The 23403-nt window shown below is 65.5% G+C and carries 21 protein-coding genes; 11 read left to right on the forward strand and 10 right to left on the reverse strand.

Features of this window, described 5'->3' with window-relative positions:
- Positions 1-4 precede the first annotated feature (4 nt).
- The 3 genes from metH to CCR94_RS22920 all read right to left on the reverse strand — a co-directional run bounded on the left by metH (position 5) and on the right by CCR94_RS22920 (position 5785).
- Positions 5-3706 (reverse strand): methionine synthase, encoded by a 3702-nt coding sequence (metH, locus tag CCR94_RS22910; protein WP_104510582.1) that lies wholly within the window; start codon positions 3704-3706, stop codon positions 5-7.
- Positions 3707-3878: 172 nt separating this feature from the next.
- Positions 3879-4760, reverse strand: coding sequence for a methylenetetrahydrofolate reductase [NAD(P)H] (gene metF, locus CCR94_RS22915; protein ID WP_104510583.1), 882 nt, complete (start codon positions 4758-4760; stop codon positions 3879-3881).
- Positions 4761-4771: 11 nt separating this feature from the next.
- Complete coding sequence (locus tag CCR94_RS22920) at positions 4772-5785, reverse strand: ArsR/SmtB family transcription factor (protein WP_104510584.1); 1014 nt, start codon at positions 5783-5785, stop codon at positions 4772-4774.
- 91 nt (positions 5786-5876) lie between these two features.
- On the opposite strand from CCR94_RS22920, the gene mobA reads away from it, so the two are divergent.
- From mobA to CCR94_RS22935, 3 genes are all read left to right on the forward strand, one after another.
- Positions 5877-6707 (forward strand): molybdenum cofactor guanylyltransferase MobA, encoded by an 831-nt coding sequence (gene mobA / locus CCR94_RS22925; protein WP_104510585.1) that lies wholly within the window; start codon positions 5877-5879, stop codon positions 6705-6707.
- Entirely contained in the window at positions 6704-7201 is a 498-nt protein-coding gene (locus tag CCR94_RS22930; RefSeq protein WP_104510586.1) for a DUF2478 domain-containing protein, read from the forward strand. Before mobA ends, CCR94_RS22930 begins: the two co-directional genes overlap by 4 nt.
- Before the next feature lie 95 nt (positions 7202-7296).
- The gene (locus tag CCR94_RS22935; protein ID WP_104510587.1) at positions 7297-7524 is read left to right on the forward strand and encodes a PsiF family protein; all 228 of its coding nucleotides are present in this window, start codon (positions 7297-7299) and stop codon (positions 7522-7524) included.
- Between the two features lie 10 nt (positions 7525-7534).
- Here CCR94_RS22935 and CCR94_RS22940 read toward each other — a convergent pair whose 3' ends face one another.
- The 6 genes from CCR94_RS22940 to ettA all read right to left on the reverse strand — a co-directional run bounded on the left by CCR94_RS22940 (position 7535) and on the right by ettA (position 14062).
- Positions 7535-8350 carry an SGNH/GDSL hydrolase family protein gene (locus CCR94_RS22940; RefSeq protein WP_104510588.1) on the reverse strand — a complete coding sequence of 272 codons (816 nt, stop codon included), beginning with the start codon at positions 8348-8350 and terminating at the stop codon, positions 7535-7537.
- Positions 8351-8611: 261 nt separating this feature from the next.
- Positions 8612-9283, reverse strand: a complete 672-nt coding sequence (gene trhA / locus CCR94_RS22945; protein WP_104510589.1) for a PAQR family membrane homeostasis protein TrhA — start codon at positions 9281-9283, stop codon at positions 8612-8614.
- Positions 9284-9414: 131 nt separating this feature from the next.
- A complete protein-coding gene (locus CCR94_RS22950; RefSeq protein ID WP_104510590.1) occupies positions 9415-10455 on the reverse strand; it encodes a cytochrome-c peroxidase in 1041 nt (346 codons plus the stop codon).
- A gap of 4 nt (positions 10456-10459) precedes the next feature.
- The gene (locus CCR94_RS22955) at positions 10460-10981 is read right to left on the reverse strand and encodes a hypothetical protein (RefSeq protein ID WP_104510591.1); all 522 of its coding nucleotides are present in this window, start codon (positions 10979-10981) and stop codon (positions 10460-10462) included.
- 140 nt (positions 10982-11121) lie between these two features.
- Complete coding sequence (locus tag CCR94_RS22960; RefSeq protein ID WP_146090162.1) at positions 11122-11991, reverse strand: alpha/beta fold hydrolase; 870 nt, start codon at positions 11989-11991, stop codon at positions 11122-11124.
- Positions 11992-12409: 418 nt separating this feature from the next.
- A complete protein-coding gene (ettA, locus tag CCR94_RS22965; protein ID WP_104510593.1) occupies positions 12410-14062 on the reverse strand; it encodes an energy-dependent translational throttle protein EttA in 1653 nt (550 codons plus the stop codon).
- Between the two features lie 197 nt (positions 14063-14259).
- On the opposite strand from ettA, the gene CCR94_RS22970 reads away from it, so the two are divergent.
- Positions 14260-16059 carry a hypothetical protein gene (locus tag CCR94_RS22970; protein ID WP_146090163.1) on the forward strand — a complete coding sequence of 600 codons (1800 nt, stop codon included), beginning with the start codon at positions 14260-14262 and terminating at the stop codon, positions 16057-16059.
- Between the two features lie 252 nt (positions 16060-16311).
- Here the strand turns inward: CCR94_RS22970 and CCR94_RS22975 are convergent, their stop codons facing one another.
- The gene (locus CCR94_RS22975; protein WP_104510595.1) at positions 16312-17022 is read right to left on the reverse strand and encodes a CBS domain-containing protein; all 711 of its coding nucleotides are present in this window, start codon (positions 17020-17022) and stop codon (positions 16312-16314) included.
- Between the two features lie 143 nt (positions 17023-17165).
- Here CCR94_RS22975 and CCR94_RS22980 point away from each other — a divergent pair, with 143 nt between their 5' ends.
- From CCR94_RS22980 to CCR94_RS23015, 7 genes are all read left to right on the forward strand, one after another.
- Positions 17166-17789, forward strand: coding sequence for a TetR/AcrR family transcriptional regulator (locus CCR94_RS22980; protein ID WP_158254884.1), 624 nt, complete (start codon positions 17166-17168; stop codon positions 17787-17789).
- Positions 17786-18763, forward strand: a complete 978-nt coding sequence (locus tag CCR94_RS22985; protein ID WP_104510597.1) for an HlyD family secretion protein — start codon at positions 17786-17788, stop codon at positions 18761-18763. The genes CCR94_RS22980 and CCR94_RS22985 overlap by 4 nt, the downstream gene beginning before the upstream one ends.
- Positions 18760-19689, forward strand: a complete 930-nt coding sequence (locus CCR94_RS22990; protein WP_104510598.1) for an ABC transporter ATP-binding protein — start codon at positions 18760-18762, stop codon at positions 19687-19689. The genes CCR94_RS22985 and CCR94_RS22990 overlap by 4 nt, the downstream gene beginning before the upstream one ends.
- Positions 19690-19915: 226 nt before the next feature.
- Positions 19916-21055: an ABC transporter permease gene (locus tag CCR94_RS23000; protein WP_104510600.1), complete on the forward strand. Its 1140-nt coding sequence runs from the start codon at positions 19916-19918 to the stop codon at positions 21053-21055.
- A 188-nt stretch (positions 21056-21243) separates the two neighbouring features.
- The gene (locus CCR94_RS23005) at positions 21244-21582 is read left to right on the forward strand and encodes a hypothetical protein (RefSeq protein ID WP_104510601.1); all 339 of its coding nucleotides are present in this window, start codon (positions 21244-21246) and stop codon (positions 21580-21582) included.
- A 42-nt stretch (positions 21583-21624) separates the two neighbouring features.
- Complete coding sequence (locus CCR94_RS23010; RefSeq protein ID WP_104510602.1) at positions 21625-23079, forward strand: methyl-accepting chemotaxis protein; 1455 nt, start codon at positions 21625-21627, stop codon at positions 23077-23079.
- Between the two features lie 97 nt (positions 23080-23176).
- The coding region (locus tag CCR94_RS23015) for a hypothetical protein (RefSeq protein WP_206605891.1) at positions 23177-23403 on the forward strand (227 nt) is incomplete at its 3' end.

Here is a 23403-nt window from a genome sequence, read left to right on the forward strand (position 1 = left end):
CGCCTCACCCGCGCTGGTAATTCAGCACCGGCGCCAGCCAATGCTCGACATCGGCCACGCTCATGCCCTTGCGCTTGGCGTAATCCTCGACCTGATCGCGCTCCACTTTCACCACGCCGAAATAATGCGCCTTGGGGTGCGAGAAATAGAGGCCGCTGACCGATGAGGTCGGCGTCATGGCGAAGCTTTCGGTGAGCGCCACGCCGAGGTTTTTGGTCGCGCCGAGCAGGTCGAAAATCGTCTGTTTCTCGCTGTGGTCGGGTTGGGCCGGATAGCCCGGCGCCGGGCGGATGCCGCGATAATTGTCGTGGGCGAGATCCTCGGCGTTGACAGTCTCGTCGGGCGCATAGCCCCAGAATTCGCGCCGCACGCGGGCGTGCAGATATTCCGCGCCGGCCTCGGCGAGGCGGTCGGCGAGCGCCTTCACCAGAATGGAATCGTAGTCGTCGTTCCTCTCGGCGAATTTCTCCGCGATGCGCTTGTCCTCCGGTCCGGCGGTGACGACGAAGGCGCCGACATAGTCGGCAATCCCCTCGGGCGCGACGAAATCCGCCAGCGCCATATTGGCCTTGCCGTCCCCGCGCGCCAGTTGCTGGCGCAGGGTGAAGAAGGTCGCCAGTTTCTCCGTGCGCGACTCGCCGGTGTAAAGCGCGATATCGTCGCCGACGGCATTGGCGGGCCAGAAGCCAAAAATGGCTTTCGGCGTGAACCAGCGCTCATCGACAATGCGCCACAGCATTTTTTGCGCATCGACGAACAAGGCGCGCGCGGCTTCGCCCTGCTTCTCGTCTTCGAGAATTTTCGGATAGCGCCCCTTCAGTTCCCAGGAATGGAAGAACGGCGTCCAGTCGATATAGGGGATCAACTCTTTCACATCGATCAGCGACAGGATGCGTGTGCCGGTGAATGTCGGCTTGGGCGGCGTGTACGACGCCCAGTCCAGCTTCTCCGCGTTTTTTCGCGCGGTGGCGAGCGATACCCGCTGCTTGGCCAGTTCCGCCTTGGCGTGGGTCTCCGCCACATGCGCGTAATCCACGCGAATTTTCTCCACCTGCGCCGCTCTGTCCTTGCCGAGCAAGCCCTGCACGACGCCCACGGCGCGGCTGGCGTCATTGACATGCACCGCCACGGCGGCCGGATAATTCGGCGCGATCTTGACCGCCGTGTGGACGCGCGAGGTGGTGGCGCCGCCGATCAGCAGCGGCACGTCAAAGCCCTGGCGCTGCATTTCCGCCGCGACAAACGCCATTTCTTCGAGCGAAGGCGTGATCAGGCCGGACAAGCCGATGGCGTCCACTTTATGCTTTTTCGCCTCGTCGAGAATCTTCTGCGCCGGGATCATCACGCCGAGGTCGATGATGTCGTAATTGTTGCAGGCCAGCACCACGCCGACAATGTTCTTGCCGATGTCGTGGACGTCGCCCTTCACGGTCGCCAGCAAAATCTTGCCCGCGCTCTGGCGCGCGCCGTCCTTGCCGGATTCGATATAGGGCAGCAGATAGGCGACAGCCGCCTTCATCACCCGCGCCGATTTCACCACCTGCGGCAGGAACATTTTGCCCTCGCCAAACAGGTCGCCGACATGGTTCATGCCGGCCATCAGCGGCCCCTCGATCACATCCAGGGCGCGCGACGAGCGTTGCCGCGCTTCCTCAACGTCCGCGTCGATATATTCGGTGACGCCATTGACCAGCGCATATTCGAGACGCGCCTCGACCGAAGCCTCGCGCCAGGCCGCGTCCTTTTCCGCGCGCTCGGTGCTCTTGCCGCGATATTTTTCCGCCAGCGTCAGCAGCCGTTCGGTCGAATCCTTTCGGCGGTTCAGCACCACGTCCTCGCAGGCCTCGCGCAGCTCCGGATCGATCTTCTCGTAGACCGCGAGCTGGCCGGCGTTGACGATGCCCATATCCATGCCGGTTTGAATGGCGTGATAGAGGAACACGCTGTGCATGGCCTCGCGCACCGGCTCGTTGCCGCGGAACGAAAACGACAGATTGGACACGCCGCCCGACACATGCGCCAGCGGCATTCTCTTGCGGATTTCCCTGACAGCCTCGATGAAATCGACGCCGTAATTGTCATGCTCCTCAATGCCCGTCGCCACCGCGAAAACATTGGGATCGAAGATGATGTCCTCGGCCGGGAAGCCGATCTTTTCCGTGAGGATTTTATAGGCGCGCGCGCAGATTTCGATCTTGCGTTGTTGCGTGTCGGCCTGCCCCTGTTCGTCGAACGCCATCACCACGGCGGCGGCGCCATGGCGGCGCACGATTTTCGCCTGCGCGATGAATTTCTCCTCGCCCTCCTTGAGCGAAATCGAATTCACCACCGGCTTGCCTTGCAGGCATTTCAACCCGGCCTCGATCACCTCGAACTTCGACGAATCCACCATCACCGGCACGCGCGCGATATCCGGCTCTGCGGCGACGAGATTCATAAACTCGACCATGACCTTTTGCGAATCCAGCAGGCCCTCGTCCATGTTGACGTCAATGATTTGCGCGCCATTGGCGACCTGGTCGCGCGCCACGTCGAGCGCGGCGGCATAGTCACCCGCCTGGATCAATTTGCGGAATTTCGCGGAGCCCGTGACATTGGCGCGTTCGCCAATATTGACGAAGCGAATGTCCGAAGTCAGCGCGAACGGCTCCAGGCCGGACAACCGCAGCAGCGGCGCGATCTCAGGGATGTTTCGCGGCGCGACGCCCGCGACGCGCCGCGCGATGGCGGCGATATGATCGGGCGTGGTGCCGCAGCAGCCGCCGACGACATTGACCAGCCCACTGTCGGCGAACTCGCCAACGAGGTCCGCCATGGCCTCCGGGCTCTCGTCGTAAAGCCCGAATTCATTGGGCAGGCCGGCGTTGGGATAGGCGCAGATGCGCGTGTCGGCGATGCGCGACAGCTCCGCGACATGCGCCCGCATCTCGCGCGCGCCGAGCGCGCAATTCAGCCCGATGGAAAACGGTTTTGCATGGCGCAGCGAGGTCCAGAACGCGCCTACGGTCTGGCCCGACAGGGTGCGGCCGGACAGGTCGGTGATGGTGCCGGAAATCATCACCGGCAGGGTGACGCCCGCCTCCTCGAACGCCTCGTCAACGCCGAACAAAGCGGCCTTGGCGTTGAGCGTATCGAAGATGGTTTCGACGAGAAGAATGTCGGCGCCGCCCTCGATCAACCCGCTCGCCGCCTCCTTGTAAGCGATGCGCAGATCGTCGAACGACACCGCGCGAAAGCCGGGATTGGAGACATCAGGCGAAATGGAGGCGGTGCGATTGGTCGGCCCGAGCGCGCCCGCGACAAAACGTTTGCGACCGTCTTTCTTCTCGGCCTCGATGGCCGCCTCGACGGCCAGCCGCGCGCCAAAAACATTCAGTTCGCGGGCGAGCGCTTCCATGCCGTAATCGGCCTGGGCGATGGTGGTGCAGGAGAACGTATTGGTCTCGACAATGTCGGCGCCGGCGTCGAAATAGGCGAGATGAATGGCGCGGACAGCGTCGGGCTGGGTCAGCGTCAGCAGGTCGTTATTGCCGCGCAGATCCTTCGCCCAGTCCTTGAACCGGCTCCCGCGAAAATCCTCTTCGGTAAACTTGTGGCGCTGGATCATCGTGCCCATGGCGCCGTCGAGCACGAGAATTTTTTCGCGCGCCGCGTCGTTCAGAGCCTCGAAAGAAGTCTTGCCGCCGAAGCGATTTTGCGTGGTCATCGTATTATCCCGTCAAAAACTCGATCTTGCCGCAGCTCTCCTTCTCCCCTTGCGGGAGAAGGTGGCGCGAAGCGCCGGATGAGGGGTTCGTCCCCTGCTGCCGTCGGCCCCCTCATCCGTCTCGCGCTTCGCGCGAGCCACCTTCTCCCGCAAGGGGAGAAGGGAAGCGGCGTCAGCCCGCGCGCACGCCCAGCAAATGACAAACCGCGAACACCAGATCGGCGCGGTTCATCGTGTAGAAATGGAACCGCTCCACCCCCCGGTCGAGCAGATCGAACACCTGTTCCGCCGCCACCGCCGCCGCGATCAGCCGGCGCGTGGCGAGGTCGTCGTCGAGGCCCTCGAAACGCTCCCCCAGCCAGTCCGGCACGCTCGCCCCGGCCCTTTTGGCGAAACTGGCGGTCTGCTTGAAATTCTGCACGCAGGTCACGCCGGGCACGATCGGTATGTCGATGCCGGCCTTGCGCGCCTTGTCGAGGAAACGGAAGTAGATGTCGTTGTCGAAGAAGAATTGCGTGATCGCGCGGGTCGCCCCGGCGTCGATCTTGCGCTTGAGCACGTCCAGGTCCTGATCGAAGCTCGCGCTCTCCGGGTGCCGTTCCGGATAGGCGGAGACCGTGATCTCGAAATCGTGCAAGCGGCGCAGGCCCGCGACCAGATCGGTCGAATGGGCGTAGCCGCCCGGCGTCGGCGCATAGGCGCCGCCAACCCCGCCCTGCGGATCGCCGCGCAGGGCGACGATATGGCGCACGCCGGCGGTCCAATAGGCGCGCGCGACCTCATCGACCTCCTCGCGCGTGGCGCCGACGCAGGTGAGATGCGCGGCCGGCGCGATCGCCGTCTCGCGCACGATGCGCGCCACCGTGGCGTGGGTGCGTTCGCGGGTGGAGCCGCCCGCGCCATAGGTCACCGAAACGAATTTGGGTTTTAACGGCGCGAGACGCCCGATCGCCTCCCACAGATTGGCGTCCATTTCATCGGTCTTCGGCGGAAAGAACTCGAAGGAGACGTCGAGGGGCTTGTGCCGTTCGCGACTGGGTCTTTGCGTATCCATGGGCGCCTTCCTTATGCTCTTTTCTTGGCCAGCCAAAGTGAAACGGTCAGCTTGTCGCCGCGCGCGGACCCCTGGGCCTCCAGCCTTTGTCCGGTGGGACGCCCCTCCGACGACGGGCTATCCGGGGCGAGATCGCGATGGGCGATGGGGGTGAGGCCCGCGCCGACGAGATAATCGTCAACCTCGCGCCGCGAAAACCCGAGCCGCCGGTGCTCGTGGCGTTCGCGCAAAAGCTCGCATTGATGCGGCGCGAAATCGACCACGATGAGGCGGCCGTCCGGCGCCAGCGCCCGGGCCGCCTCGCGCAAAGCGCGCGCCGGCGTGTCGAGATAATGCAGCACCTGATGCACAACGGCGAGATCGAACACGCCGCCCTCGACCGGCAGCGCGTAAATGTCGCCCTGGCGCAACTGGATGTTGCGCAGGCCCGCCTGTTCGATCTGCGCGCGGGCGACGCCGAGCATGGCCGGCGACAGATCGACGCCAACGGCGGTCTCCGCGCGCGGCGCCAGCAGCTCCAGCAGGCGGCCGGCGCCGCAGCCAATGTCGAGCAGCCGCGCGAACCCGGTCCCGGCCGCCTCGACGATGGCCGCCTCGACTTCGGCCTCCGGCGCGTGCATGCGACGCGTCTCCCTCCAGACGGGGGCTTGCGCGGCGAAATATTTCTCCGCCCGCGCCGTGCGCGCCGCGCGCACCTCGTCAAGCCGAACGCGGTCGGCGATCAGGCGCGGATCGTTGCCGTCGACGCCAGCCAGAACGGCGCGCGCCAGCGTGGCGCCCGTTCCCTGCGCCGCCAGATGGAAAAACGCCCAGGCGCCCTCGCGATGACGCTCGACCAGCCCGGCCTCCAGCAGCAGCTTCAAATGCCGCGACACGCGCGGCTGCGACTGGCCGAGAATGGTCACGAGTTCGGACACCGCCAGTTCCGCCTCGCCCAGCAGCGCGCACAGGCGCAGACGCGTCTCTTCGCCAATGGCGTCGAGTGTGGCGAGCGCTGCGCTCAGAGGGGCTTTGGCGTGGATCATCGGACTCGCTGAAAAGGATATAAAGATATCTTTATGCGTGATTTATCCGGCTGTCCATCGCCAATATCGCGCTTTGCGATAATATGCGGGCATGCATGCCAATCCCAGGACACTCGCGGTCATTCTCGCCGGCGGCCTCGCCCGCCGCATGGAGGGCGCGCGCAAGCCGTTGCTCAAGCTTGGTGGCCGCCGCCTGATCGACCTCGTGGTCGAAAGCGCTGTCGGCCAGGGGGAGGTCGCGCTCAACCTCCACGACTCCGGCGACGCCGCCCAACTGGACCTCGACCTGCCGGTCATCGCCGACGCCATCCCCGGCCACGCCGGCCCGCTGGCGGGAATTTTGGGCGCGCTGGACCATGCCGCGCGCGAAAATTACGATTCAGTGCTGAGCCTGCCCTGCGATTGCCCCTTCCTGCCTGACGATCTGGCGCCGCGTCTGGCCGAGGCCGCGCGGAACACCCGCGACGGCCTCGCCTGCGCGGGTTCCGGCGGGCGGGTCCATCCGGTGATCGCGCTCTGGCCGGTCGGCCTGCGCCAAGACCTGCGCCGCGCCCTGATCGACGAGGGCGCGCGCGCCATCGGTCCGTTCCAGCGCCGCTACGATTGCGCCACGGTCGAATGGCCGGCGCAACCGCGCGATCCCTTCTTCAACGTCAACACGCCGGCCGATCTGGCCGAAGCGGAGGCGCTCCTGGCTGTGAAAACCCTCGACCTGCGCGGCCTCAAATGTCCGATGCCCGTGCTGAAGACCAAGAAATTCCTGGCGACGATGGCGCCGGGCGAAAAAGTCGAGGTTTTGTGCACCGATCCGATGAGTCTGGTCGATGTGCCGCATCTCCTGCGTCAAACCGGCGATGTGCTGGAAGCCCAAAGCCGCGCCGACGGCGTGGCCGTGTTCGTGATCCGCCGGGAGGCTCGATGACGGAATCCTTGCCGCTCGCCGCCGTGGTTTACGACGATGGCGACCCCATCGACGCGCTGTTGGCGCAGGTGCGCGCGGCGCTGGAGGGGCGCGGGCAAAAAGTCGGCGGCGTGCTGCAAACTCCCTGCGCCGAGACGATCCACGCCGTCCATATCGACAGCGGCCGAACCTTCGACCTGATGCAGAACCTGGGCGTCTGCGCCACCGGCTGCCGGCTCGACAGCGGCGCGCTGGCGGAGGTCGCCGGCCTGCTGGCGCAGAGCCTCGCGGCGCGTCCCGATCTGCTGATCGTCAGCCGATTCGGCCGGGTCGAGGCGGAGGGCGGCGGCTTTCTCGCCGAAATCGGCGCGGCGGCGGCCTCCGGCCAGCCGACGCTGGTCGGCGTCGCCCGCAAGCGCGAGGCCGACTGGCGCGCCTATGCCGGCGATTTTGCGGAAACCTTGCCCTGCGACGCGGCGGCGGTGCTGGCCTGGCGCGACAGCCTCGCGACCTGACCGATTTCACCGCAGACAAGCAGGCGCGGCGGGGCTAGCATTCGCGCCGGTCGCCCCCTCCGGGAGGAGCGGCCGGAAAAAAAGTGGGAAACGCCATGAAAATCGCTGCTTCAATCGCCCTTGTCGCCATGTTCGCCTTCACAGGCGCCGCTTACGCCCAGCAACCCGCCGCGCCGGCGGCTCCGGCCGCCGCGCCCGCCGCCGCGTCCAAGGACCAGCCGGAGCGCAGCGCGAAATCGCTGGAATGCTCGAAACAGGCCGACGCGCAGAACCTGCACGGCAAGCCGCGCAAGCACTTCATGAGCAAGTGCAAGAAGGCTTAAGGCGCCGCCGCTATTGCGGGACGTAAAGGGCGAGGGTGCGCGCGCCCGCGAGATCCTCGTCCACCAGCGCGCGCGAAAGCGTCGCGGCCACCTGTTCGGCCAGGCAGCGATAGCCGCGGTCGTTCATGTGCAACTGGTCGGGACTGATCAAGTCCTCGCGGCCGGTGAGGTCGGCGAGCCGACGCATGGCGTCGTAACGCGAGACCAGAGTCACGCCCTGCTCGCCGGCGACGCGCGCGGTGGCGTCACGCACCGCCAGATAATTTGGATTGGCGGAGAATTTGCGCGTCCATTGCATCCCGACCAGAAGCGTCTCGTCGCCGCGCGCTTTCAAAAAGCCGAGCGCCGCGCGAAGCGTCCGCTGGTAGTCGTCGGGCGACACCCCCCTCAAAGCGTCGTTGGTGCCGACCTGCCAGATCACCAGATCTGGATTGAGCTTCGGGATTTCAAGCCGAAGCCGCTCCGCCGTGGCCGCCGCCACCTCGCCGCCGATTCCGAGATTGACCATGTCGAAATCGCTCGCCGGCAGCGCCAGTTCGAGCAGCGCCCGCAATTGGGCGGGATAGGTCCGGTTCGGCGCGGAGGCCCCGACCCCCTGCGTCGAGGAGGAGCCGATGGCGACGATCCGCACCTTGCGGCCGGACAGCAGCGCCCGTGAGAATTTCGGCAGGCTGGCGACGCGCGCGGGCAGGGCGTCGGTGACGGCGCAGGAGGCCTCGGGCGCGATGCGCAGCCGATGCTCATGCGTCTCGCCGGGCGCGACGGCGGGAAATCCCGCCAAAGCCACCACCACCATCATCATGGAGAAACGCAGACGATTATTCATGGGCTATTATTCATGGGCTATCCTGAAAGCAATCTAATGCTTGCCGCTCAGGCGCGCCGGCGTCAATCCCGTGGCGCGAAAAAGCACATCGAACCTTCCGCTAGACTTTCCACATTGTGAAAACAGGTGACGGACGAGCGTTCGACTAATGTCTGACTATGACCAAATCATGTTCAGCGCCATGACTCTAGTCAATAATCACCTTTGGCGCGCCCGCGCCGCGTCGGCTGTCGCTTTCAGGGAGACATGCGATCCCGCGCTTCACCCCGCCGCCGCCACCGCCTGCGCGATACCCGCATATTGGCAGCCGGCCGCGAGCGCGACGAAGCCGTGCCAGATGGCGTTCTGGAATTTCAGCGTGTGCCAGCGATAAAAAATCACGCCGACGGAATAGAGCAACCCTCCGGCGAGCGTCAGCACCAGCGTCGCGGTCGGCAGGTTCTCGAAAATCGGCTTGGCCGCGACGACGCCGACCCAGCCGAGCGCCAGATAGACAAACAGCGAGGCTCGGTCGTAGCGGCCGGGCAGGAAAACCTTCACCGCCGCGCCGCCAAGCGCAACCGTCCAGACGAAAATCGCCAGCGCCCAGGCGAAAACCCCCTCCGGCAGGCGCGACAGCAGGGCGGTATAGGTGCCGGCGATCATCAGGTAGATCGAGGCGTGGTCGAAGCGCCGCAGGATCCATTTCAGGTTGGACGGCGGCGTCATGTTGTAGGCGCAGGAGAAACCAAACAGCAGGAAGAAGCCCGCCGCATAGGCGCCGAAGGCGAAAGCGTCGGACAAAGCGCCGCGCGCCACGGCATGATCGATCAGAACGCCGAAGGCGATCAACCCGGCGACAATGGCCAGGGCATGGATGAAACCATCGGCGACCAACTCGTCGACGCCATAGGGGCGCTTGTCCATACGCGGATGATTTTCGGGAAGCGACATGAACGGCTCCGGCTCAGCAATGTTTAGAGTTAAACTAATGCGTGCGGCGGCATGATGGCAAGGGCGCGCCGCCGCTCGGAATAAGCTTCAGCGGCCCGAAAGGTTGCGCGGCGCGCGCAAAATTCGCGCGCTTACAGCGGGCAGGCCTCGGCGGGCAGGGAGAAGCGCGGGTCGGACAGCAAGGATTTATCGGTCAAACTGCCGAGAAAGGCCGCGATGTCGTCCATTTCCGTTGCGGACAGGGCCATCGGCAGACCGTGGCGCCGGATGGCTTCGGGCAGGGTCGCCGCCTTGCCGTCGTGGAAATAGGGGGCGGTCAGCGCCACATTGCGCAGGCCCGGCGTCCGGAAAAGCCCGGAATCCTCTGAGCGGCCGGTTTCTTCCGCGAGACCGCGATCCGCAGGCGCCGCCGGCTCCAAACCATGCGCCGCCGGCTCCAAACCATGCGCCGCCGGCTCCAAACCATGCGCCGCCAGCTCCAAACCATGCGCCGCCGGCTCCAGCGCGTGAAAAGCGTTGTCGGTGAAATTCTCGCCGGAATGGCAGGTCTGGCACCCGCCCTTGCCGCTGAAAAGCGCCCGTCCCGCTTCCGCGTCGGCCGAAAGCGGCGGGCCACCCCGCTCGGCCTTGTCATAGGGCGATTCAAAGGAGACGAGCGTGCGCTCGAAGGTCGCGATCGCCTGCGTGACCGTGGTCAGGCTGATCTCACCCTGCTTTTCGGGAAAAGCGGCGGCGAACAGTTTTGTATAGCAAGGGGTCGCGAGACGCGGCGCCAACAAAGCCTCTTTCATTCCCATTTCAATGGGGGTTTCGCCGAGCAACGGCGTCCGCGCCTGATGTTCGAGATCGACGGTCGTCCGACTCGCCCAGGTGAAATGCTTGAGCAAGGCGACATTCTGTAAACCCGGCACATTGCGCTTGCCCGGATGATCGAGCGCGCCCGGATGGGTGCGGTTGCCGTCGGCGAAGCCGCGATGCTGCTCATGGCAGGTGGCGCAGGCCATCGTGCCGTTGATGGAAAGATCGGCGTCATAAAACAGCCGCCGCCCCAGTTCGATCTTTATGGGCGAGGACGGATTGTCCGCCGCAAACGCGACCTCCCGCGCCGCCCCAGGCGAGGCGAAGCCGCCCATCAGGACCAAGGACAGCGCGGCGCGGCGAATGGGACCCATGCGATCAGGGCAGTTTGACAACGAGAACGCCGGTTTGCGCTTCCGCGCCCGCCGACAACTGGACGAAATAGTCGCCCTTTTGCAGGGAATAATTCACGATCTTGCGAATGCCGGAACAGGCGGGACCGCCGCCATGGCCGACGGATTCGATCTTTTCGCCGCCCTTCACCACATCGACCCAAGAGGCGTTGCCGAGCGCGACGCGATAGGTTCCGGCCTCGGCGATGGCGACATGGAGCAGGCCGCCATAAGCCACGCCGCCGCCCGGTTTGGTCGGGCGCGCGGCGTAAGTCACTTCGGGCGTGTGGACCAGTTGGGCCTTGACGGCGGCGCCGACGGCGATCTCGGCCTTGCCCGCATCCTCCGGCCGGGTCGCGGCGGTCAAGGGTTTCGGCGCGGTCCAGGCGGACAATTCAGCCGGCAGGGGGGCCGCATCTTCCGGACATTTGGGCGCCGGACTCTCCTGGGCGCAGGCGGGCGTAACGAGAAAGGCGCACAGGGCGAGGGCGGGCAGGGAGCGGAGCATTGCAAAATTCCAGTTCATCAACATGAAGTGTGATTACATTAATAAACAAGATCAAGGGCAAAAAAGCATCATCTTCCGCAACGGCGGCGCTCCGGCGCTCAAAACTTCTCCTTGGCCTGAAGCGAGGCGCCGGATCGGGTTCAGCCGCCCCAATAAGCCCGCGCATAGGGCGCGCCAAACCACAGAAGCAGAAACGCCAGAAGAGTCCGTATGTTGAAGATCACGAACAGGTAGAGCCATCGCGGCGAACGCGCGGGCTTGGGCGCATCGCCTTCAATATATTCTCCCCCGCGCAGCCAGGGCAGCCAATATTTCCGGCAAAACCCGGCATTGAGAAAATCGCTGTGGGCAAAACCGTGATGCCTGCGATCCCGAACAAATGGCCGGCGGAATCCATAAGTTCCCGCCGAGCCATAGCCGAATGTCACGGCCTCGGCGATGGCCGGCCAGACATCGCGCGCGCCAATTTCATTGATCAGCGGCGCGTTGAAGCGCGTCTCGTGGTCCTCGAGGCGAAAGCTCGACGGCGCGACGCTGCCGCAGAAGATGATCCTGTCAAAAGCGAGGTCCGGGCATTCTCGAAAGATCTGCGCGAAAACATAAGCCCCGAAACTGTGGGCGATGACGGAGACGGGCGCGGGCGCGCTGTCTTGCACGATATGGCGAATCTGCGTTTTGACCTTTTCGATCACGCGACGGCGAAAATACGGACCCGGCGCCAGAAAACGAAGCAGATCGAAATATTCGTAATGGGTGAGGTGCGCCACGACTCCGCCATTCCGCAAGGTCGCCTGGATTTCCGATTGCCATAACGAACAGGTGCGGATGCCGTGAATGAGAATGACGACGGGGTGGCGCGCATCTTGCTCTGGCGCGCCGTCGGGCAAGTCCGCGATGGAATTAAGTTGGGCGCCTCCCTCTGGATGAGACCTTGCCGGCGCCGGAGTCCGCGCGACCGACACGGCCTCCGGGTTCAATTTGCGAACGGTTTCCATCTCGTCTTGGGACAAATGGGGGCCTCACTGAAAAAATCTGGTTCCCTCCAACAGGGGACAGGGAAATCGTTAAGATCAAATCTAACGCGACCTCAACAGCGCGGCTAGGCCATTGAAACGAATTCTTTCGCGCGTTTGAAACCGGCCTTGATGGCGCAAGGCCGAGGGTCGGCCCAATGGACGTCAATGCGTCACAAGCGCGCCATCAAACCGATCGGAAGGCGGCCCGGCGTGACGGCGCGCCGCCGCAAGCGCGGGCATGACGGCGCCAGCAGGGAAAAGCGAAAATGCGCCACTCTTCCTTCTCCCCTTGCGGGAGAAGGTGGCTCGCGGCGACAGCCGCGAGACGGATGAGGGGGAAAGCCGGGGGAGGGACGAACCCCTCATCCGGCGCTTCGCGCCACCTTCTCCCGCAAGGGGAGAAGGGGTCGCCTCACCTCGAAAACTTCTTGTACTTCAACCGATGCGGAATCACGCTGTCCACGCCCAGCCGGCGCTTCTTGTCTTCCTCGTAATCGGCGAAATTGCCCTCGAACCATTCGACATGGCTGTCGCCTTCAAACGCCAGCATGTGCGTGGCGATGCGGTCGAGGAAGAAGCGATCATGCGAGATGATCACCGCGCAGCCCGCGTATTCCTCTAGGGCTTCCTCTAGCGCGCGCAGCGTGTCGACGTCGAGATCGTTGGTCGGTTCGTCGAGCAGCAGGACGTTGGCCCCCTGTTTCAACATTTTCGCCAGATGAACGCGATTGCGCTCGCCGCCCGAGAGCATCCCGACCTTCTTCTGCTGGTCGGCGCCTTTAAAGTTGAAGGTCGAGCAATAGCCGCGCGAATTGATCTCGCGTTTCCCTAAGTAGATCACTTCATTGCCGCCGGAAATCTCTTCCCAGACGGTCTTCTTGTCGTTGAGCGCGTCGCGCGACTGATCGACGTAGCCGAGCTGGACGCTGGAGCCGATCTCGATTTCGCCGGCATCGGGCTTGTCCTGCCCGGTGATCATGCGGAACAAGGTGGTCTTGCCGGCGCCGTTGGGGCCGATCACGCCGACAATGCCGCCGGGCGGCAGCTTGAACGAGAGGTCGTCGATCAGGAGCTTGTCGCCAAACCCCTTGTTCAGATTCTTGAACTCGATGACGTTCTGGCCGAGCCGTTCGGCCACGGGAATGATGATTTCGGCGGTGGACGGCGCCTTGTCGTTCTGCTTGGCGACCAGTTCGTCATAGCGCTGGATACGCGCCTTGGATTTGGTCTGGCGCGCCTTCTGGCTGGAGGCGATCCAGTCGCTTTCCGCCTCGATGGCGCGCTGGCGCGCTTCGGATTCGCGGCCTTCCTGCTGCAGCCGCTTCTGCTTCTGCGTCAGCCAGGACGAATAATTGCCCTCGTAGGGAATGCCGCGGCCGCGATCCAGTTCGAGAATCCAGCTTGTGACATTATCGAGGAAGTAGCGATCGTGGGTGACGATCAGGATCGCGCCGGGATAGGTGCGCAAATGGCCTTCCAGCCAGTTCACCGTCTCGGCGTCGAGATGGTTGGTGGGCTCATCCAGCAGCAGCAGTTCCGGCTGTTCCAGCAGCAGCTTGCACAAAGCGACGCGGCGCTTCTCGCCGCCGGAAAGCTTTTCCACCGCCCAATCGTCGGGCGGGCATCCCAGCGCGTCCATCGCCTGTTCCACCTGGCTGTCGAGATCCCACAGGCCCTTGGCCTCGATCTCGTCTTGCAGCGTGGTCATTTCATCGGCGGTCTCGTCGGAATAATTCATGGCGAGTTCGTTGTAGCGATCCAGGACCGCCTTCTTTTCCGCCACGCCGAGCATGCAGTTGCCGCGCACGTCAAGGGTTTCGTCGAGCTTGGGCTCCTGCGGCAGATAGCCCACGCGCGCGCCTTCCGCGACAAAGCCTTCGCCGTTGAATTCCTTGTCGATGCCGGCCATGATGCGCAGCAGCGTCGATTTACCCGAGCCGTTGACGCCGAGCACGCCGATCTTGGCGTCCGGGTAGAAGGACAGGTGGACATTGTCCAAAACCTTCTTGCCGCCCGGCCAGGCCTTGGTAAGTCCCTGCATGTGATAGATGAATTGCCGCGCCATGTTGCATCCCTGTCGTCGGCGTTGAGCCGGGTTGTCTTGTTAGGCGATCTTGTAGCCGTGGCTCCGGCCCGACGCAAAGGGGAATTTGCCGCATTTCCGCGCGCGTCTTTTCAGTGTTGGATATCGTCGGCGGCGGCTTAATTCTCGGCGCGCTTTGCGCTAGCATCACCGGCGCCGCCCGCCAGCCGGAGCCAGATGTGACCGATTTAGAAAGCGATTTTCCGTCCGAACCCTCGATTTCGCGGTTTCGCGCGCCCAAACCCCCGCCCGCGCACCCTTCAAATCTCGCGGCGCCCGCCCTTTCACACTCCGGGGCCGCGCCCGCCGCCTTCGCCAGCGATTCGCCTCTGGCGCCGGAGGCTTACGCGCCGCAGGGAAGCCTGCTGACCCGGTTCGCGGAGCTGGCGGGCGCCGCGCCCACGCCTTTCGCCCTGGCGCTGGTCGCGCCGGCGGGCGGCGGCAAAACCAGCGCCCTCGGCTGGATCGCCGCGCGGTTGGACAAGGCTGCGCTCGTTCGGTTCGAAGCGGCGGATCTCGCCGCCGAGCCCGAGCGCGCGCTGGCCGCCGGGCTTTATCGGGCGCTGGCGCCCACCCAGGGCGCGCTGGTCGAAGCCGCCGCGCGCGAGGCGGAGGACTCCGCCGCCGGCGGCGCCTTGGCGCAGGACCGGCTCGACGATTTGCGCAAGAAACTGATCGCTGAGCGTCAGGCGCTCGCCAACCAGCAGGCGCGCCGCGCCGCCCTGCCCGAAACCGTGCTCTATGATCTGCCCGGCGCGCCGGTCGATCAATTCGCCCGCAGGATGCGCGGCGGCTTCGAGGCGCGGATGCGCCGTTTCGGCCTCGGCGGCGACCCCCTGCTGACGTTCAAGGATTTGACCCGCGATCTCGCCGCCCATGACGGGCCAGGCCGGCTGCTGGCGAGCCTGCGCGCGGTTCACGGCTATCGCGGCCAGACCAATCTGCTGGTCTATGCCGTGCTGTTCTATCTGCTGGCGAAAGGCCTGGACTGGCTGTCCCTCAACAAGGCCGACTGGCTCGGCTGGTTGTCGCGCGCGCATGAGACGGGGGCGCAGACCGCCGATTTCCTGCGCGACCGGATCGGCCTGCTCGAGTCCGGCGCGACCCTCGCCGTCGCGCTCGCCCTGGCCTGCCTTGGCCTCAACCTCTGGCGCGCCTACAGTTTCGCCGCGCCGCTCCTGCGCGCGGCGCGGCAGCTCGACGAGGACGTGGCCACGCGGGCGCATGAGGCCGATCACGCTGTCGTGGAGCAGCGGCGCGTGGTCGAACGGCTGGCGGCGCGGACGTCCGCCGCCGCGCAACAGGCGCGCGATGCGGAGCTGCGCGCGGAAAGCGCCGGCGCGCCAAAAACCCAGCCCGGCTTTCTGGAGCCGGAGTCCGCGCGTCAGCGGCGCGACCAGGCCCTTGGTTTCCTGGCCGCGCTCTCGGCCGCGCTCAAAGCCAAGAATGCGTGCGTGACGGTGATGGTCGACGGTTTCGAAAAGGCTCAGGACGGGCTGTTCGAATGCGTGGCCGCGCTGCTGGCGCGGCCGGGTTTCGTCGGCGTGTTCGCGCTGGAGCCGGCGCCGTGCGGCGCGCAAGCGCGGGCGCGGCTGCTGCAACTGCCGTTGCGCCTCGATGTCGCCGCGGAACCGCCCGCGCTCGCGCCGCTCGACGCGCCGCTGTCGCCGCTGGAGGAGCGTCTGCTGGACGCGCTGGCGCCGCTGGCGGGACATACGCCGCGCGCAAAGAAACGGCTGCGCAATTTTTACGCCTTCCTGCGTCCCGCGCCGGACGCCGAAGCCGATCTCGGCCCGGCGCTGGCGCTGTGCCTCGCGCTGAAAATCGGCGGCGAACACCAGGCGCTGGAAGCGATATTGCAAGGCGGCCCGGCGCCCCAACGCGGCGAAATTTTCGCCACGGCGCAGCGGATCGCAGCGCCGATCAGCCCAGAGGCGTTGCAACGCGCGGCGGCGCTGGCGGAGGCTTTGGCAGGCTGACGCGTGCGGGACGAACCCCCATACGCGCTAGTAGGTAACCTTGGCGGCTGCCGAGAAGTTTGTGGGTTGAGCCCCTTGTGCTTCGAGACGGCGAGCTTTGCTCGCCTCCTCAGCATGAGGGGCTCAATGGAATCAATCGAGTAGCCCTCATGCTGAGGAGGCTCCGAAGGAGCCGTCTCGAAGCGCGAGGGCGGTCCACGGCTTTTGCCGCAACCCGCCAGCGCCTAACCTGGCGCCTATGGGCTGTCCCCCTCACATCATGCCGGTCTTGTCGAGCGTCATGCCGGAAAACGGCTCGATCCACACCAGATGGTCAATCACCTTGGTCACGCCGGGAATATTCTCCGCCGCCACCGTCAGGGCCGGACGCTGGCGCTCGTCGAAAATCTCGCCGGTCAGCGTCACCACGCCATGATCCACGCTGACGTCGAGCGTGCGCGGCGAGGCGAAGCCCTGCGCCTTCAGCTCGGCGATCAACTGGTCGAGAATGGCCTGATCGTCGAGCGCGGGCGTCTCAGCCTGCCGCAAGGCGGTAAACGCGCGCAAAACGTCGGCGCGGGTGACGATGCCGATCAGTTCATCGCCGGTCACGACGGGAACGCGTTTGACCTTGCGCTTCTCCATCACCGCGACGATCTCGTTGAGCGAGGCGTTGGCGGCGACCGTGACCACGTCGCGGGTCATGACGTCGCCGACCTTGCGGCTGTGGCTCATCACATAGGCTTCGGCGACCTCGCCCGGCCCGAGCAGGAATTCGATCCAGCGCGGGCGGCGCTTGGCCGTGCCGATCTCCACGCGGTGCAGGAAATCGCTCTCGCTGACGATTCCCACCAGCCGACCGTTGGCGTCGACCACCGGAAGGCCCGAAGCGCGAATCGACAGCAGCGTGCTGACGGCCTGGTCAATGGTATCGTCCGGGCTCACGGTCTTGACGTCCCGGGTCATGATATCAGACGCTTTCATGCCAGCCTCCCCGCTGTGGCGCGCATCTCTCCCTGATTGGGGAGACTATACATCTTTCCTGGCGAAACGTTGACGCTGATCAAGGCTTGCATTTCACGTCCGGTTGATAAATGACTATATGGTCATTTTCACAGGAGGCCGCGATGAGCAAGCAGGCGCGCACGCCACAGGCGCGGGAAGAGCGCGTCAGGGCGATCATGGCGGCGGCCCTCGACCAGTTCTCGCACGCCGGCTTTCAGGCGGCGCGCCTCGACGATATAGCCGCCCAGGCCGGCATAGCCAAGGGGACGGTCTATCTCTATTTCGAATCGAAGGAGCGCCTGCTCGAAGCCCTCGTCGCCTCGGCCATCGGCGCGCCGCTGGAGGCGATGGAAAAAGCGGTCGCGGCCTCGTCGGCGCCCGCCAGCGACCTGTTGCGCGCGTTCGGCGCGTTCATGATCCAGGCGGCCGATGACCCCGACCGCCGCCGCGTCATGCATCTGGTGTTTTCCGAGGGCGCGCGTTTCCCGGCCATCGCGCAATTTCATCACCGCGAAGTGATTTCGCGCGGCGCCGCCTTGATCCGCGCCATCATCGCCAGGGGGCGGGCCTCCGGGGAATTCGTCCATGACGAGCCGGAGCGGTTTCCACAACTGGTGTTCGCTCCGGCCCTGGTCGCTGCGGTCTGGCTGCACGTGTTCGATCCGATCGAAAAACTCGATGCGACCGGCATGATCGCCGCCCACACCGAAATGCTGCTGCGGGCGCTGAAGGGAGAGGCGAAATGAACCCACGGGCGCCACTCGCCGTTCTGGCTCTTGCAGGACTCGCCTGGGCGGGCGCGCAATTTTTTGCGACGCCGCAGGCGCCGTCGGGCTTTTCCGGCTACGTCGAGGGCGATCTGGTGCAAATCGGCCCGATCGAGGGCGAGCGCGTGCAAAACCTCGCGGTCGAGCCCGGCGACGCCGTCGCCAGCAACACGCCGCTGTTCACCATGGCGACGCCCGTGCTCGATCAGGCCCAGGCCGAGGCCAGGGCGCGGGTCGAACAGGCGCGCGCCACGTTGGAAAATCAGAAAGCGGCGCTCAACCGCCCGGAGCAGGTCGCGGTGCTGCGCGCCAGCCTCGACCGCGCCAAGGCGTCGCTGGCGCTGTCGAAAGCCGAGTTCGAGCGGCAGTCGGCGCTGCTGACCAAGGGCGCGGCCACGGTTTCCGCGCGCGACCAGGCCAAATTCGCGCTCGACCGCGACATCGCCGCCGTGGCCGAGGCGGAAAAGCAGATCGAAGCCGGCCTGCTGCCCTCCCGCGTCCAGGAAATCCTGGCGGCGCAAGCGGCGGTGACGCAGGCGGAGGCGCAGGCGCGCCAGATCGATGTGCGCCGCGCCCGCCAGACGGTGTTCGCGCCGACGGCGGGCGTGATCCAGGATGTGTTTTTCCGGCCCGGCGAAGTGGTGGCGGCGGGGCAGCCGGTGCTGGCGCTGCTGCCGCCGGAAAACCGCAAAATCCGGTTCTTCGTCGCCGAAACCCAGTTGGCGCGGCTTTCGCTCGGCAAGACCGTGGAAGTTTCCTGCGATTCCTGTCCATCCCCGCTGAAGGCGCGCGTGATCTACATTTCGCCCCAGGCCGAGTTCACGCCGCCGGTGATTTTTTCCCTCGAAGAACGGGGCAAACTGGTGTTCCGCGTCGATGCCCGCCCCGACGACGTCCGTCTCGCCTTGCCGCTCGGCCTGCCGGTCAACGTGCGGCTGGCGGAAACGCCATGAGCCGGCCAGCCGACGATATCGTCATCGACGCCCGCAACCTGAGCAAGAGTTTTGGCGGCCGGAAGGTGGTGGACCGACTGTCGCTCAAGGTTCGGCGCGGTCGCATCCACGGTTTCCTCGGCCCCAACGGCAGCGGCAAGACCACCACCATCCGCATGCTCTGCGGCCTGCTCACGCCCGACGAAGGCGAGGGCTATTGTCTCGGCTTCGACATCCGCAAGGACCAGCGCGAGATCAAGCGCCGCACCGGCTACATGACGCAAAAATTCTCGCTCTACGCCGACCTGACCATCGAGGAAAACCTGCAATTCATCGGCCGCGTGTTCAGCCTGCCCGACCCGAAGCAAGCCGCGCGCGCGGCCATCGACCGTCTCGGCCTCGGCGCCCGCGCCAACCAGCTTGCGGGGGAGCTGTCCGGCGGCTGGAAACAGCGTCTCGCGCTCGGCGCCTGCATCATGCCCAAGCCCGACCTGCTGCTGCTCGACGAGCCGACGGCCGGCGTCGATCCCAAGGCCCGCCGCGATTTCTGGGACGAGATCCACGCGCTCACCGACGAAGGCATGACGGTGCTGGTCTCCACCCATTACATGGACGAGGCCGAGCGCTGCCACGAGATCGCCTATATCGCCTATGGTCACCTGCTGGCGCGGGGAACGGCGGACGAGATCGTCGCGCAGGCGGGCCTCTCCACTTTCACGGTCGAGGGCGGCGATCTCGGCGCATTGGCGGCGCGGTTGAAGCGCGAGCCCGCCGTCGCCATGGTCGCGCCCTTTGGCGCGCGCCTGCATGTGGCCAGCCGCGACGCGCTCGCGCTGGCGGCGCTGGCGCAAGAATATGCCGGGCAGGGGATCTGGACGCCCGACGCCCCGACGCTGGAGGACGTCTTCATCGACCTGATGACCCGCGCGCAGGACAATTACCAATGAGGGTGCTGGCCGTTCTCGCCGAAGCGGCGCCGCAGCTCCCTTCTCCCCTTGCGGGAGAAGGTGGCGCCATCGGGCGTCTAGAGACGCCCGTCTTACGACGGGCTATGGCGCCGGATGAGGGGGCGCCTCCGCGGGACGAACCCCTCATCCGTCTCGCGGCTGCCGCCGCGAGCCACCTTCTCCCGCAAGGGGAGAAGGCCGACCGCGGCCAAGGATTGTTTTGCCCATGACCGCCTTCCGCGCCTCGCTCGAACGGCTCTACGCCGTCTTCGTCAAGGAGTTGATCCAGTTGCGCCGCGACCGGCTGACCTTCGCCACCATGATCATGATCCCGGTGATGCAGCTGGTCCTGTTCGGCTTCGCCATCAATTCCGATCCGAAACACCTGCCCACAGCCCTGCTCGACAACGACCGCACCGAGGTCTCGCGGCTGTTCATCGCCTCGCTGCGCGCCACCGATTATTTCGAAATCGACAAGGAATTATCTTCGCCGGCTGAGATCGACGCCGAAATGCTGTCAGGCCGCGCGCAATTCGTCGTCGAGATCCCCCAGGACTTCGCCAGGAAACTCACGCGCGGCGAAAATCCGGCCGTGCTGGTGATCGCCGACGCCGCCGATCCCACGGCGGTCAATGGCGCGGCCATGGCGCTGAACGGCATGGTCTCGCAAGTGTTCACGCGCCTGCTCACCGGCCCGCTGCGCTATCTCGCCGCGAAAAATCCGCCGTTCGAGGCGCGGGTGCAAAAACGCTACAATCCCGCCGGCGAAACACGCTTCAACATCGTGCCGGGCCTGGTCGGCACCATTCTGACCCTGACCATGCTGATCTTCACCTCGCTGTCGGTGACGCGCGAAATCGAGCGCGGCACGATGGAGAGCCTGCTCGCCATGCCGATCAATCCGGTCGAGATCATGCTGGGAAAGATCCTGCCCTACGCCACGGTCGGCTTTTTCCAGATGGCGCTGATCGGCGTCGCGGCGCGGTTCATCTTTTTCGTGCCGGTGGTGGGCAGCCTCACCACCTTCGTCACCCTCACCATGCTGTTCATCGTCGCCAACCTTTCGGTCGGCTACACGTTTTCGACCGTCGCCCGCAACCAGTTGCAGGCGATGCAGATGAGCTTCTTCTTCTTCCTGCCGTCGATCCTGCTCTCCGGCTTCATGTTCCCGTTTCGCGGCATGCCGGTGTGGGCGCAGGATGTCGGCTCCATCCTGCCGCTCACCCATTACCTGCGCATCGTGCGCGGCGTCATGCTGAAAGGCGCGGGCTTTTCCGATCTCGCCACGGACACGCTTGCGCTCGCCGCCTTTACGCTGGCCGCCATGACCGTGGCCATCGCGCGCTTCCGGCAGACGCTGGACTGAGTTACGTGCGTCAAGTATAGAGTTCGTTATTACGTGCGTAATTTAAATAGAGGTATTTTTTAAACGCAAGTCATGGTTTGTGCTTAAGTACAAACGTCGCAAAATTGAAAGCTTGTTAATGGCGTTCGGCTATCAATGGCCGTGAATGCGGATGCCGTCGCGCGGCTTCGGTTTGGCGAGGATCGTCTATGCCTAAAAGCTTTCCGGTGAAGCGGTCCCCGGTCAGGCTGCTGCTCTGGCTCAACCTGCTCATGATGAGCGTCGCCCTGTTCGGGCTGGCGCTGCTGCCGCCTCAAGGGTCGAGCCTGGGCGGGCGCCTCGGGGCGCGTTCGGTGATCGTCATCCCCCGTCCGTTCGGGCCGGACGCGGCGACAATCGTCGCGCAAGCCCAGGGTGTTCTCATGCGAAGCGGTATTGCGGGCGCCATGCTCGCGCGCGGCGACGCGCCGGATTTCATCGTCCGGCTCTATGCGCATGGCGCCTTGATGGTGCTGGATGGCAAGGTTTTGCAAGGCTGCGCGTCCTGACGGGTTGGTCTCCCGCCGGAAAGGCGGACAAAGGGGTAGGTTATGAACAATATCGATCGTCTGCGTTCGGCTTTCGCGCCGGCCATCATTGCGGCCATCGCGCTGTCGGCCGCGCTCGCCGCGACGGTCGGCGCGCTGCGCCTGGACGGCGGCTGGATTCTGGCCCTGGCGGCCGTCGCGGTCGCGGGCGGCGCGACCGCCATTTGGCTCGCGGATCGCACGGGACCGGCGACGCGCGTCGTGACCTCGGCCGCGCTCGCCGTGGAAGTGGCCATGCTGGTCTACGCCAGCGCCGGTCACGCCTTCCAGATCGACCTGCACATGGTTTTCTTCGCCGCCCTGGCCATCACAGCCGGATGGGTGGACGAAAAGGCGCTGATCGCCAATGCGGCTGTGGTCGCGGTGCATCACCTCATCCTCAATTTCGTCCTGCCCTGGGCCGTCTTTCCCGAAACCGGCTCCGACCTGCCGCGCGTGCTGATCCACGCCGCGATCCTGATCGCGCAGACCATCGCCTTGTGCTGGCTGGCGGCGCGCCTGCGCGCTGCTTTCGCCGAGGCCGAGGTCTTGCACGCGAACGCCGAGGATTCCGGCCGCTCCGCCGTGGATCGCGCGGCCAGCGAAGGGCGCCGGGCCGAAGGCGAAAGCCGGCGCCGCGCCGACATCCAGGACGCGATCGCCGCCTTCCAGGGCGAGATCGGAACGCTGATCGAAAACCTGCGCGCCCAGGCCGGGCACATGACGCGGACCAGCGCTTCCCTGACCTCCGTGGCGGCTTCGGCCTCGCGCGACGCGGATCAGGCGGCGGAGTCCTCGTCGCAGTCCTCCGGCGCCATCGGCGCGGTGGCGGCCGCGAGCGAGCAACTGTCGCATTCGGTCGCGGAGATCCAGAATCAGATCGGCGGCATGAAAACGCTGATTGACAAGGTCACCGGCGCCGCCGCCAACGCCCAGGGCGATGTCGTGCATCTGACCGAGCAGGCCAGCCGCATTTCCGAAGTCGTCGCCATCATCCAGAACATCGCCGGCCAGACCAACCTGCTGGCGCTGAACGCGACCATCGAGGCGGCGCGCGCCGGCGAGATGGGCAAGGGCTTCGCGGTCGTCGCCAATGAAGTGAAAGTGCTCGCCGACCAGACCGGCAAGGCCACCGAGGACATCTCCCAGCGCATCGCCGCCATCAACGCCTCGACGCGCTCGACCGTCGGCGCCATGGAGGAGATCGCTCGCCATATCGAGGAGGCCAGCCAGTGCGCCGGCGGCATCGTCTCCTCCATCGACCAGCAGCGCGTCGCCACCTCCGAAATCGCCGCCAACATCTCCCACGTCGCCCAGTCCACCCGCCAGGTCTCGGACTTGTCGCGTCGCGCCAGCGAACAGACCCGCTCCGCCGACCAGGGCGCCGGCAGCGTCGCCGAGACGGCGGTCAAGGCCGAAACGGCGACCGACGGCCTGGCCAAATCCGTTGAAACGTTTTTGCGCCGGCTGGCGAGCTGAAGGTTGAACCGGGAGAGTGCATGACCGTGGCGAAGGTTCTGGCGCTGAAGAGTTCGGCGGGCGCGCGCGTCCGCCTCGACATCGGGGGGGCGCGACCGTGATCCGCGGCTTCGCGCTCAAGGCCAGCCTGATCTACGCCGCCATCGGTTCGGCGTATATCGCCCTGTCCGACCAGTTTTTCGCGCGGATCTTCGATCACGACACCTTTGTCGTCCTGGAAAGCTTCAAGGGCTTCGCCTTTGTCGCCGTCACCGCCGGGGCGCTCCATTTCCTGCTGCATCTGGGGGAACAGCGCGCGTCGGCGGCGACCTCCGACGGCCCGGC

The organism is Rhodoblastus sphagnicola (genome assembly GCF_002937075.1).
GTDB lineage: Bacteria > Pseudomonadota > Alphaproteobacteria > Rhizobiales > Beijerinckiaceae > Rhodoblastus > Rhodoblastus sphagnicola.